Here is a 12,224-nt window from a genome sequence, read left to right on the forward strand (position 1 = left end):
ATCCGGCGTCACCTGGCGCCCCACGCGGCGCCAGGTCGGGTTGGTCAGGCGGCGTCGGCGTCCGGCCCTAGGATCCGTGCCCGGGCGGCGATCCGTTCGCGGATCGCTGCCGGCAATTGGCGCGGTGACATCGCGCGCGGCAGCCCAAGCTCGATCATGACGTCGTCCGATTCACCGAAGAGTGCCTCGAACTCCGCGAAATTGTCGAAGCGACGCCGTGTGACGTTGTCGACGAATGTCTCCGCGGGCACGCCTTCGGCAAGAATGACGGCGTGGTCCTCGGTTTCAATGTGGAAGAAGGTAAAGCGGGGCTCTGGATTGCTCACCTGATGGATCGTGGTGCCATTGATCAGGGCGCTGGCATGCACGAGCACCCCGTCGATCACAAGCGCATGCGACGGCGAGAGAAACAGGTCTCGCCGAGGAAGGTCCTCGCCGAGGGCGCCGGCAGCAATCCGCACGGGATAGGATTGAACCCGGTTGGTGAACATGGCGACAACAGTCTGCCGACCGATCCAGCGAACCCGTCTCGTCCCAAGGTCGGCTGTCAGAACCAGGTCGCCGGCGGCCAGGGATTCGACGGTGCGCTCTCCGTCCGGCGTGGCGATCAGGGTGCCGGTGAGGAAGCAGACGACCAGATCATTCGCCTGAATGTTGAAGTTCTGGTTCGGCAAGGCCTCGTTGTTGGCAAACAGAAAATAATCGCCGTTCGTATCCTGAGCGACAATGCCCGCAAGACCCGGCTCGTGCCCGATATAAGTGTAGGTTCCATCGTAGGAATTGGCTGTCGTGAAATTCACGGCGACAGACTCGTTGACCGTCAACGTGTCGTCACCCGCGTCGGCGGCTGCTTGGCCGCTGGGGATCTGGCCATTGATTGTGTACTGGTTGGTTCCGCCGGGTGTGAGCGTGTAGAAAAACGTGCTGGGGAAGATTGCCATTGTCAGAACCTTTCCAGTGGATTGGTAAGGAATGAACGTTGCTTTGCGAACGGCCTGGTACGACCCGTCCTGCGGAAATCATCGTGCCGCTTTCAACGCGCCGCGATGCCGTCACTTCGGCATGTTATTACGACATACAAATGCCATGTGCTCGAGAAGGGTGCAACAGTTTCGACTGCACAGTTTCAATGAATCTTCAGAGATGGTCGGAAGCAGACATCTACTTAATGTATATTCAGTCGATCGATCGCGATTTTTCGTCTCAATTACTGCCTATATCGCAAAATGATGGACGCCACCCGTTTTGAAGCGGGTCCCGACGTAGTAATTCCGCCTTCCCTTCGCAGGCTGCGCACTGGTGGGCTCAGCTCGGTGCTAACCAAGCATGGCGATGTTTGCTGCGGCGTACATGTCGTCAGCCGGTTTCATCAGAAAGCCCTAGGCCGGCCAACACTGCCCGCGCGTCGGCCTGCGCCGCTTGGTCCGCTTGGCGGAGAAGGTCGAGATAAGCCTCCCCCGCGTCGGTCATCCGCTGCCCGCGTGGGCGGATGATGCCAAAATGCACGGAGACCCAGGGCGCCCGCCACGGCAAGGCCACGAGGCTACCGTCACGCAGCAGGCTGGCCGCCACAGGCAAGGTCACCGCCGCCACAGCATCGGAATGACGGACGGCGATGAGCTGCGCGCTGGGACTTGCCACGATCATCGCGGGGTAGGCTGGATGTCGCTGCCCGGCCGACTGCGCGAAATCACGTGCCTTGGCCATCGGGTCGGACACCCGATGCGGGATCTGACCAGGGAAGATGAGCGGCCAGCAGAGGATGGCAGCAAGGTCCAGTGCACGCTGCGCAAGCAACGGATGTCCCGCCCGGGCGACGAAGACGCCCGGATGAGGGCGCAGTGGCTCCACCAACAGATCCGGCGCGTCACCGAGTTCACGCAGATCCATCAGCCCAATAGCCGCCTCCCTTTCACGCACGGCGCGCGGCACTTCCGGCCATTCGGTCGCCACCATGCGCAAGCGCAGCGCCGGATGAATCGATAGCAGCCGGGCACCGGCCACGAGCCCGATCGTTTCCGCCACATAATGGCCGGCGATCACCACAAGCTCGTGCTTTTGCGCGCCGCGCGTGGCCAGGAGCAGGCCGTTCAACCGTTTGGCGCGCTCCAGGATTTCCTCGCCCTCGGCCAGCGCGACCCGGCAGAGGTCGGTCGGTATCACGCCGGATCGACTCCGTTCGAATAGCGGGCCGCGCAAACGGGCTTCCATGGCGGTCAGCAGCCGGGAGAGGGCGGGCTGGCCCATGCCCAGAACCCGCGCCGCCCGCGCTTGGCTGCCGTTGTCGGCGATGGCGCGGATGATCCGAAGGTCTCGGACGTCCAGCATATGCCAATCCATGAAGTGTAAATTGCAGAATCAGCATAATCCCCGCCGAGTAGGAATTGGGCAAGACTGACGCCGCAACCGGCGTCGCGCCGCACCCAAGACAACCAGGGGTTGGTGTGCCGACACGATGACCACAGTGATGTGGGTGAGGTCGCCCTCGACCCGGCGCCGGACCTGCGCACCTGAAGGGAGATTTCGCCTGATGAGCAACACACCACGGCCATCGCGCCGCAACATGCTGCTGGGCGGGGCCGCGGGCGTTGCCGCCGCCGCGACCACCGGCGTGCAACTGGCCCAGGCGCAAGCACCGGCGCCGACGCCGGCTCCGGCCGCAGCCTCCGGCCGCAAGCCCAACATCATCGTCATCTGGGGCGATGACGTCGGCATCTGGAACATCAGCGCCAATAGCCGCGGCCAGATGGGCTTCCGCACGCCCAATATCGACCGCGTCTTCAACGAAGGCATGACCTTCACCGACTATTACGCCGAACAATCCTGCACCGCCGGCCGTTCGGCCTTCATCACCGGCCAGGCGACGGTACGCACCGGCCTGTCCAAGGTCGGCCTGCCAGGGGCTGCCGCCGGCATGAAGCCCGAGGATCCGACCATCGCCCGCGTGTTGAAGGGCATGGGCTATGCCACCGGGCAGTTCGGCAAGAACCATTTGGGCGATCGCGACGAACACCTGCCGACCGCGCATGGCTTCGACGAATTCTTTGGCAACCTCTACCACCTGAATGCTGAGGAAGAGCCGGAGAACGTCGACTATCCACGCAACCCGGAATTCCGCCGCCGCTTCGGCCCCCGCGGCGTCATCAAATCCTTCGCCAATCCGGACGGCACGCAGCGCATCGAGAATACCGGCCCGCTGACGCGGGAGCGCATGCAGAACGTGGACGATGAGTTCCTCGCCGCCGCGTCGGACTTCATGGACCGCAAGCATGCGGCGAACGAACCGATGTTCCTGTGGTGCAACGCGACGCGGATGCATTACCGCACCCATGTGCCGGCCAATTTCCGCGGCCGGACCGGGCTGAACGAATATGCCGATGGCATGATCCAGCACGATGAATGGGTCGGGAAGATCCTCAAGAAGATCGACGACCTCGGCATCGCGAACGACACCATCGTCATCTACGGCACCGACAATGGGCCGCATTTCAACACCTGGCCCGATGCCGGCATCACGCCCTTCCGCAGCGAGAAGAACAGCAATTGGGAAGGCGCCTTCCGCGTGCCCTTCGCCATCCGCTGGCCGGGCCGCATCGCCCCGGGCAGCTTCACCAACGAGATATTCTCCAACCTCGACTGGTTCCCGACCCTGGTCGCCGCTGCCGGCGATGCCGACATCAAGGCCAAGCTGCTGGCCGGCTTCACCACCCAGGGCCATTCCTACAAGGTGCATCTGGACGGCTACAACCAATTGCCGTTGCTGACCGGGCAGACGCAGGAAGGCCCGCGCAAGGAATTCTACTACTTCAACGACGACGGCCAGATGGTCGCGATGCGCTACGAACGCTGGAAGGTCGTCTTCCTCGAAAACCGAGGCGTCGGCTTCGGCGTGTGGCGCGAACCCTTCGTGACCCTGCGCGTGCCCAAGCTCTTCGACCTGCGGATGGACCCGTTCGAGCGCGCGGATTCGGCCAGCAACACCTACAACGACTGGGTGATGGACCGCGTCTTCATCTTCGTCCCGGCCCAGGCCAAGGCGCGAGAGTTCTACGAGACCTTCAAGGACTTCCCGCCACGGCAACGCCCCGACAGCTTCAACCTGGAAGGCATCCTGCGCCAGATGGAAGAAGCTGGCGCGGGCGGCGGCTGATCGTCCCCTGCCTGCCGCCATTCCCTCCGTGGCGAAAGGCAGATTCGCGGGCGGGCGTCCCCCAGGCGCCCGCCCGTTTCGTGAGTGCGACAGCGGTGATCAATATGACTGACCATTCCCACACCCTCAGCCGTCGCCATGCCATGGCACTGGCAGGTGCTGTCCTGCTTGCGCCGGGCCTGGCCGCCGCGCAGGGCAATGACGCTCTGCCGTCCTGGCGTGACGGGCCACGTAAGCGCGCGCTGCTGGATTTCGTCGGTGCCGTGACACAGGAGGGCGGGGCCGACTTCGTCCAGCCCAACGCCCGCATCGCCGTCTTCGACAATGACGGCACGCTCTGGGTGGAGCAGCCCGCCTACACGCAGCTCGTCTTTATCCTCGACCGCATCCGCGCCCTGGCCCCGGGGAATCCGGACTGGCAGCAGGATCCGGTGTTCCGCGCGGCGCTCGCGGGTGACCTCCACGCCATCGCCGCCGGTGGGATGGAAGGGCTGATTCGGCTGATCGGCGCCGCCCAGGCCGGCACCAGCCCGGACGATTTCCGCGGTGTCGTCGCCGAATGGCTAGCCAGCGCGCGCGATCCGAAATGGGGCCGCCCCTATACCGCCCTGGTCTACCAGCCGATGCTGGAAGTGCTGGCCTTCCTGCGCGCGCGTGGCTTCGCGACCTTCATCGTCACGGGCGGCGGGGTCGAGTTCGTTCGGACCATCTCGCAGGATGCGTATGGCATCCCGCCGCACCAGGTTGTCGGCACCACCTTTTCCCTGAAGCCCGGCGAGGCCGATGGCCGCATCACGCTGACGCGCGAACCGCATGTCGATTTCGTCGATGACGGGCCCGGCAAGCCGGTCGGAATCTCGCGTCAAATCGGCGCCCGCCCGATCGCCGCTTTCGGCAATTCCGACGGCGACTACCAGATGCTGCGCTACACGACGGAAGGGCCGGGGCGCCGCTTCGGCATGATCGTCCATCACGACGATGCTGATCGCGAATACGCCTACGACCGGGATAGCGATATCGGCCGCCTGGCGCGTGCAATGGACGAGGCGCCGCAGCGGGGATGGCAACTGGCCTCGATGAAAAACGACTGGGCCCGCATCTTCCCATGACCCCAGCGCAGATGGAACCAATCCGACCATGAAAGCCCTGCGACGCGCGCTTCTCGACGGCGCGATGGTGGTGTTGCCGCTCGGCGCGATCGTGTTGCTGGTGCTTGGGATTGTGCGCCGCTTGCAGGACGCGGCCGACCCGCTGGCCGGGCGCTACGTGCACCCTGCGCTGGTCGCGGTGGCGATGCTTCTCCTGCTCTGTCTCCTGATCGGCATCCTGGTCCGTTCTGCGAGCGGTCGTGTCGCGCGGCGCCTATTGGAAGGCGTGCTGTTCGAGCACATCCCCGGCTACCGCTTGGTCAAGGCTTTTGCCGGTGATGGGCCGCTCGGCAGCGGCAACGCTATGCGCCCGGCGCTGGCGGCGATCGAGGAAGGGCTCTGCCCCGCCCTGGTCATGGATGAATTCGCTGATGGCCGACTGATGGTTTTCGTGCCGGGATCGCCGGCGCCGATGTCTGGCGCGCTCTACATCTTCACCCCCGACAAAGTGACCTTTCTGGACGTGCCGCTGCTGCCCTTCATGAAGGGTATCTCATCATGGGGCCTCGGGTTGCGCGAGATGGTCGAGAGGCAGGAGGCGCTTGCCCTAGAAACGCAGCGGGGCGGCTAAGACATCGGCGGAAGTTCAGCCGTTGAGGTGCGAGTTCGATGGCGGCGATCGACCCCATGTCGTCTTGGCAATCGCGTTCGACTGCGGCCCGGCAAGGGTCGCTACAACGCTACCAACCACTCTTCGCCACTCAGCCCTCATGGTTGTTTTCGTGATTCATTTCACAACTAGTAGTTGATTCAACGAGGCATTCTCCCGCAGTCTTCAATCGAATTCACGCCATAGAACAGGAGACCTTCACGTGCCGTTAACGACCCTCACCTTCAACGCTGCCGGCCTGAACAACCCGATGGGAATCGCGGGCGGCATCTACAGCTACAGCGCCGATGGAAATGTCCCGACATCAGACCTCATTCTGCAGTATTCGGATGATGACGGTGAGACCTGGACTGATTTGGCGGTGACGAACGTCGACACCAACGGCACCGATACCACTGATCAGCCGGTGACTTGGAGCTTCACGCCGCTTGCGGCCGGCTCTTATGACTTCCGTGTCGAAGGCCAGGGGTTGAATCCGGGCGGCCAGGATGCCGGGTCGCCGATCTACTCCGGGACGTTGGAAGACATCGACGTCGTCTGTTTCCTTGCCGGCACGCTGATTGCCACGCCGGATGGCGAGGTCGCGGTCGAAGCCCTTTCCATCGGCGACCTGGTGTTGACGGCCGATGGCCGCGCGGTGCCAGTGATGTGGCTGGGCCAGCAGACCGTCGCGACCATCTTTGGCATGCCAGAGGCGCGCCGCCCGGTGGTGATCCGCGCCGGCGCGCTGGGCGACAACCTGCCGCGGCGCGACCTGCGCGTGACATCCGACCACGCCATGATGATCGAGGGCGTGCTGGTGCAGGCCGGCGCGCTGGTCAACGGCGCCAGCATCCAGCGCATTCCGCTGGCCGAGCTGGGCGACCGCTTCACGGTCTTCCACATCGAGACCGAGCACCACGAGATCGTCCTGGCCGAAGGTGCCGCAACCGAGACCTTCATCGACAACGTGACCCGCGCACGCTTCGACAATTTTGCCGAATTCGTCGCGCTGTTCGCCGCCGAAGGACGCCCGATGCAGGAACTCGACCACCCCCGCACGATGAGTCATCGCCAAGTTCCCGTCGCAATTCGTGCGAGAATCGCGGCACGCGCTGCAGTGCTAGAGGGCCGTGACGCTGTCGCGGCCTGACCGAGCCTGACTTTTTCGAATCCAAGCAGGGCCGCCCTGAATCCAGGGCGAGCGAGTCGTCGCCGGCAACCGGAACGTGGCCGCCTTCGTCGAAGCCGACCGCACCAAATGGCGGAGGTCGTCGCAGCCTCCGGCCTGCGATTTGAAAAGGTCGCGTTGCCGGTGGCAATCAAACACACTTACAAGTCAGGCATGCACCTTCGGGTCCTGCGCCAGTTCTGCATCCTGCTCGCCCTGGCGCTCTGCCTGCAGAGCAGCTTGGCGATGGCGCATTGCCTGCGGCTGACGGCCGCGGACCAGCCCTTCCATGTCGAGATCTGCACGGCCGAGGGGCTCGTGCTGCTCGACCTTGCGGAGCCGCAGGATACCGAGCGGCATCAGGATCGCGCCTTCGCCGGCTTCTGCCTGGCCTGCCATGGCCTGCCGGGCATCGCCCTACCGGCGGTGGCCGAGGTGCCGGGCCCGCGCATGGCGCCGATCCTGCTGCCGCCGCTGCCGCGCCTCGTGGCCGCGCCGCTGGGCGCCCGGGCGCCGCCCTACCCGCCCACCGGGCCACCTATCCTCTCCTGAACCGCATGACGCCCCGCGCCGGTCCCGGCGCGGGGCGTTCCGTCCTGTCGGGGGGCAACCCCCGGCGCTGACCGGCGCGCTCGCCAGACGCGGGCCCGTCCGGTCTTTGCGACCCGGAGAGCCAGATCATGTCCATCCTCATCCGCCGGGAGCTGCGCGGCGGCTTCGGCGCTACCGCGCTGCCCTTGCCTGCCTTCGCCCGGAACCGCACCATCACCGACGCGCTGGGGCGCGAGGTCACGATCAGGCCGCGCCCCGAACGTGTCGTCGTGATGTTCAACTACGAGGAATTCACCGCCATCGCCGGCACCGCGGGCTGGGACCGCGTGGTCGGCATGAACCGCGTGGTGTGGGAGGGTTGGCGGCCGGCGATCTTCTCCCGCTACGGCGCCGTCATCCCGGCGCTGGCCAGGATGCCCGATGTCGGCAACACCGATGAAGGCTCCTTCAGCGCGGAGAAGGTCATCTCGCTCCGCCCCGACCTGCTGATGATGCCGGCCTGGGCCTGGACCGCGGCGGAGACGGTGCGCAACCAGATCGCCGCCGCCGGCATCCCCGTCCTGGTCTTCGACTACAACGCCCAGACCCTGGACCGGCACATCGCCTCCACCCTGGCCATCGGCGCCGCCATGGGCAGCGAGGCGCGCGCGGCGGCGCTGGCCGATCGCTACCGCCGCAACATCGACATCCTGGACCGCGTCGGCCGCGTGGCTGGCGCCACACGCCCAAAAATCCACCTGGAGCTGGGGCAGGGCGGCATGGAGGTGATCGGCAACAGCTATTCGCCCGCCACCATGTGGGGGCGGATCTTCGAAACCCTCGGCGTCCAGAATATCGCGCAGGGCCGGGTGCCCGGCAATTTCGGCCCGATCGCGGCCGAGGCGGTGCTCGCATCCAACCCCGACTATATCTACATCGGCGCCTCCTCCTGGCTGAACCGCCCCAAGGCCGTGCGCACCGGCCACGACGTGACGCCGGAGGAGGCGCGGCGCGGCCTGGCGCCCTATGCCACGCGCCCGGGCTGGGCCGGGCTGGCCGCCATACGCCACGGCGAATTGCATGCGATCGAGCATGGGCTCTGCCGCACCCTCTTCGACGACACCGCGATGCTCTACATCGCCCGCCGCGCCTGGCCCGGTGCCTTCGAGGGCATGGACCCCGTCGCCGCCCTGGCCGAGTATCACGCCCGTTTCCTGCCGGTCCCCTTCTCCGGCACCTGGATGCTGTCGTGGCGGGCGTGATCGCGGCACAGGCGGATTGGGCAAGGCTGGCGGCCAGGCGCAGCCTCGTGCTGGAAAGCGGCGCCGGGCTGCTGGTGCTCTGCCTTGTCGTCGATGTCGCGACCGGGCCGGCCATGCTGGCGCCGGCGACCGTCGCGGCACCGCTGTCCGGGCTGTCGCGCGACCCGATGGTGGATGCCATCGTCTGGGCCATCCGCCTGCCGGTGGCGCTGATGGCGCTGCTGGTGGGGGCCGCGCTCGGGCTGACTGGGGCGGTGATGCAGACCATCCTGAACAACCGGCTGGCGTCGAGCTATACGCTCGGCGTTTCCGCGGGCGCCGGGTTTGGTGCGGCGCTGGTCATCGTCTTCGGCGCGGCCTTGCCGCTTGCCGAGGCGCAGGCGGTGCCGCTCGCCGCCTTCGCCTCCGCGGCGCTCGCATGTGCCGGGGTCTGGCTGTTGGGCGGCACCGGCCTCGCTGGACACGATCTCGGCGCCGGAACCGATTCCGGAGCCCTCCCTCGTCACAGCGAGCCCGGCGGCGACGTCGATGCCGGTCGGCGAATGTGGCGATGCACCGCCCTTGCCGTCTCCCCATTTACCCTGGCGCAAGGCACCGGCCTGGGCGGCGCCCCTCTCCCGCCCGATCGGTGGTGACCGCCCAGACACGCTGCGCGGCTGCGTCGCCTGGCTTCAGGCCGAGCTCGGCGCCAAGCATCCGGCCGCCAAGGAGATCGCCGGTGCCGCCCACACCATCATCCGGGTGGCGTACCGACTCTTCGACCTCGACGACAAGGACCTGCCGGCCGATCCTCTGAGTCTGCGTCCCCATCTACGCGACGCCAAGGCCCGGCGCTTCGATGTGGTGGTGCGCGCGTTCGAGGTGCGCAAGAAAGAACTTGAGAAGGAATTGGCTTCCGCTGAGGTCCCTGCGCCACGCCTTCATCCGAACCTGGCCCAGGTCTATCGCGACCGGGTGGCTGAGCTGACCCGGCTTTTGGCGCAGGATGACGCGGCCGAGGCACGGGAACTGATCCGCAGCCTGGTCGAGACGATCCGCCTGGTGCCGGAGAACGGCGTGCTTCGGATTGAGGTTCGCGGCGCCCTGGGCGCCATCTTGGCCTTAGCGGATGGTGCCACAAACGCAGAACGCCCCGGCGTTGTTGCCGGGGCGTTCTGGGTGCAAATCAAGGGTGATGCGGGGACAGGATTTGAACCTGTGACCTTCAGGTTATGAGCCTGACGAGCTACCGGGCTGCTCCACCCCGCGCCAGGGTGATTTGTGATGGTATGGGAGAGGTATCTGCAAAGATCCGGCGTGGTGACCTGGCGGCGACCGACTTTCCCGTGCCTTGAGGCACAGTATCATAGGCGCAAAGGCGTTTCACGGCCGAGTTCGGGATGGGATCGGGTGTAGCAGCCTCGCGATAACCACCAGGTCACCGAGCCGGAACCTTGCAAACATCTGGTGAGATTGGAGAGTGTCGGTTTGGTGCTGCGTGCGGCGTGGTCTTGCGACCACTGCGATGACGAAAGAAGTGTGAGTCTGTCGGGCGATTAGGACCGCTTAGCTGAGTGCATTACTGCACGTACACATGCGGCCTATCAACGTGGTGGTCTTCCACGGCCCTTGGGGAAGCATAGTCTAGAGGGGGGTTTCCCGCTTAGATGCCTTCAGCGGTTATCCCGTCCGTACTTAGCTACCCGGCCATGCCACTGGCGTGACAACCGGTTCACCAGAGGTACGTCCATCCCGGTCCTCTCGTACTAGGGACAGATCCTCGCAAGCCTCCTACACCCATGGCAGATAGGGACCGAACTGTCTCACGACGTTCTAAACCCAGCTCACGTACCGCTTTAATCGGCGAACAGCCGAACCCTTGGGACCTGCTCCAGCCCCGGGATGCGATGAGCCGACATCGAGGTGCCAAACCTCCCCGTCGATGTGGACTCTTGGGGGAGATCAGCCTGTTATCCCTAGAGTACCTTTTATCCGTTGAGCGATGGCCCTTCCATGCGGGACCACCGGATCACTATGGCCGACTTTCGTCTCTGTTCGCGCTGTCGCGCTCACAGTCAGGCGGGCTTGTGCCATTGCACTCAACAACCGATGTCCGACCGGTCTGAGCCCACCATCGCGCGCCTCCGTTACGATTTAGGAGGCGACCGCCCCAGTCAAACTGCCCACCACGCAGGGTCCCGACCCAGGATAACTGGGCTCGGTTAGACGCCAGAAAAGCGCAGGGTGGTATTTCAAGGATGGCTCCACCAAAGCTAGCGCCCCGGCTTCAAAGCCTCCCACCTATCCTACACAGCCCTTTCCTGGCGCCACTGCGAAGTTGCAGTAAAGGTTCATAGGGTCTTTCCGTCTGACCACGGGTACCCCGCATCTTCACGGGGAATTCAATTTCGCTGAGCCCATGCTGGAGACAGTGGGGAAGTCGTTACGCCATTCGTGCAGGTCGGAACTTACCCGACAAGGAATTTCGCTACCTTAGGACCGTTATAGTTACGGCCGCCGTTTACCGGGGCTTCGGTTCGATGCTTGCACATCTCCCCTTAACCTTCCGGCACCGGGCAGGCGTCAGACCCTATACGTCATCTCTCGATTTCGCAGAGCCCTGTGTTTTTACTAAACAGTCGCTACCCCCTGCTCTGTGCCACCCACACCTGCTTGCGCAAGCATGGGTCTCGCTTATCCCGAAGTTACGCGAGCAATTTGCCTAGTTCCTTCAGCATGGTTCTCTCAAGCGCCTTGGTATGCTCTACCAGTCCACCTGTGTCGGTTTAGGGTACGGTCAAATGCCAGTGCTATTTCCCGGACCAATCCAGCAGCACCTCCAATCCAATAAGGAGATACGAACCTTCACGGTCGTCACATCTGGCAGGCTCAGGAATATTCACCTGATTCCCATCGACTACGGCTGTCGCCCTCGCCTTAGGGGCCGGCTCACCCTGCGCGGATTAGCCTTGCGCAGGAACCCTTGGACTTCCGGCGGGAGAGTTTCTCACTCTCCTTGTCGCTACTCATGTCCGCATTCGCACTTCCCATACCTCCAGCATACCTCACGATACACCTTCAACGGCTTAGGGAACGCTCCGCTACCGCATGCATTTCTGCACACCCACAGCTTCGGTAAGTGGCTTGAGCCCCGTTACATTTTCGCCGCAAAACAGCTATTAGACCAGTGAGCTATTACGCTTTCTTTAAAGGATGGCTGCTTCTAAGCCAACCTCCTGGTTGTTTTGGCCGTCTCACATGCTTTCCCACTTAGCCACTATTTGGGGACCTTAGCTGGTGGTCTGGGCTGTTTCCCTCTCGACAATGGACCTTAGCACCCACTGTCTGTCTGCCGCGCTATACTCACCGGCATTCGGAGTTCGGTTGGGTTTGG

General features: G+C 64.4%; 9 protein-coding genes, 1 tRNA gene and 2 rRNA genes (1 of these 12 cut by a window edge). 7 read left to right on the plus strand and 5 right to left on the minus strand.

Annotated features, from left to right (window positions below; genetic code table 11):
• Nucleotides 1-44 precede the first annotated feature (44 nt).
• Nucleotides 45-941 carry a Hint domain-containing protein gene (locus ACQW02_RS24540; RefSeq protein ID WP_431282541.1) on the minus strand — a complete coding sequence of 299 codons (897 nt, stop codon included), beginning with the start codon at nucleotides 939-941 and terminating at the stop codon, nucleotides 45-47.
• A 415-nt stretch (nucleotides 942-1,356) separates the two neighbouring features.
• The gene (locus ACQW02_RS24545) at nucleotides 1,357-2,328 is read right to left on the minus strand and encodes a LysR family transcriptional regulator (protein ID WP_431282542.1); all 972 of its coding nucleotides are present in this window, start codon (nucleotides 2,326-2,328) and stop codon (nucleotides 1,357-1,359) included.
• A 202-nt stretch (nucleotides 2,329-2,530) separates the two neighbouring features.
• Between ACQW02_RS24545 and ACQW02_RS24550 the strand changes: the two genes are divergently transcribed.
• The 7 genes from ACQW02_RS24550 to ACQW02_RS24580 all read left to right on the plus strand — a co-directional run bounded on the left by ACQW02_RS24550 (nucleotide 2,531) and on the right by ACQW02_RS24580 (nucleotide 9,486).
• Complete coding sequence (locus ACQW02_RS24550; RefSeq protein WP_431282543.1) at nucleotides 2,531-4,150, plus strand: arylsulfatase; 1,620 nt, start codon at nucleotides 2,531-2,533, stop codon at nucleotides 4,148-4,150.
• 104 nt (nucleotides 4,151-4,254) lie between these two features.
• The gene (locus tag ACQW02_RS24555) at nucleotides 4,255-5,259 is read left to right on the plus strand and encodes an HAD family hydrolase (protein ID WP_431282544.1); all 1,005 of its coding nucleotides are present in this window, start codon (nucleotides 4,255-4,257) and stop codon (nucleotides 5,257-5,259) included.
• Between the two features lie 28 nt (nucleotides 5,260-5,287).
• Complete coding sequence (locus ACQW02_RS24560; RefSeq protein WP_431282545.1) at nucleotides 5,288-5,869, plus strand: hypothetical protein; 582 nt, start codon at nucleotides 5,288-5,290, stop codon at nucleotides 5,867-5,869.
• Between the two features lie 289 nt (nucleotides 5,870-6,158).
• Nucleotides 6,159-7,040, plus strand: coding sequence for a Hint domain-containing protein (locus tag ACQW02_RS24565; RefSeq protein WP_431282546.1), 882 nt, complete (start codon nucleotides 6,159-6,161; stop codon nucleotides 7,038-7,040).
• A 192-nt stretch (nucleotides 7,041-7,232) separates the two neighbouring features.
• On the plus strand, nucleotides 7,233-7,610 hold the full coding sequence (locus ACQW02_RS24570) for a hypothetical protein (RefSeq protein ID WP_431282547.1): 378 nt from the start codon (nucleotides 7,233-7,235) through the stop codon (nucleotides 7,608-7,610).
• Nucleotides 7,611-7,738: 128 nt separating this feature from the next.
• Complete coding sequence (locus ACQW02_RS24575) at nucleotides 7,739-8,851, plus strand: ABC transporter substrate-binding protein (protein WP_431282548.1); 1,113 nt, start codon at nucleotides 7,739-7,741, stop codon at nucleotides 8,849-8,851.
• Complete coding sequence (locus tag ACQW02_RS24580; RefSeq protein WP_431282549.1) at nucleotides 8,839-9,486, plus strand: iron chelate uptake ABC transporter family permease subunit; 648 nt, start codon at nucleotides 8,839-8,841, stop codon at nucleotides 9,484-9,486. The genes ACQW02_RS24575 and ACQW02_RS24580 overlap by 13 nt, the downstream gene beginning before the upstream one ends.
• A gap of 539 nt (nucleotides 9,487-10,025) precedes the next feature.
• On the opposite strand, the gene ACQW02_RS24585 is transcribed toward ACQW02_RS24580, so the two are convergent.
• From ACQW02_RS24585 to ACQW02_RS24595, 3 genes are all read right to left on the minus strand, one after another.
• Nucleotides 10,026-10,099, minus strand: a tRNA-Met gene (locus ACQW02_RS24585).
• Between the two features lie 54 nt (nucleotides 10,100-10,153).
• Nucleotides 10,154-10,268, minus strand: a 5S ribosomal RNA gene (rrf, locus tag ACQW02_RS24590).
• Nucleotides 10,269-10,365: 97 nt separating this feature from the next.
• Nucleotides 10,366-12,224, minus strand: a 23S ribosomal RNA gene (locus tag ACQW02_RS24595) (it continues 879 nt past the right edge of the window).

Source organism: Humitalea sp. 24SJ18S-53 (assembly GCF_050632385.1).
Lineage (GTDB): Bacteria > Pseudomonadota > Alphaproteobacteria > Acetobacterales > Acetobacteraceae > Humitalea.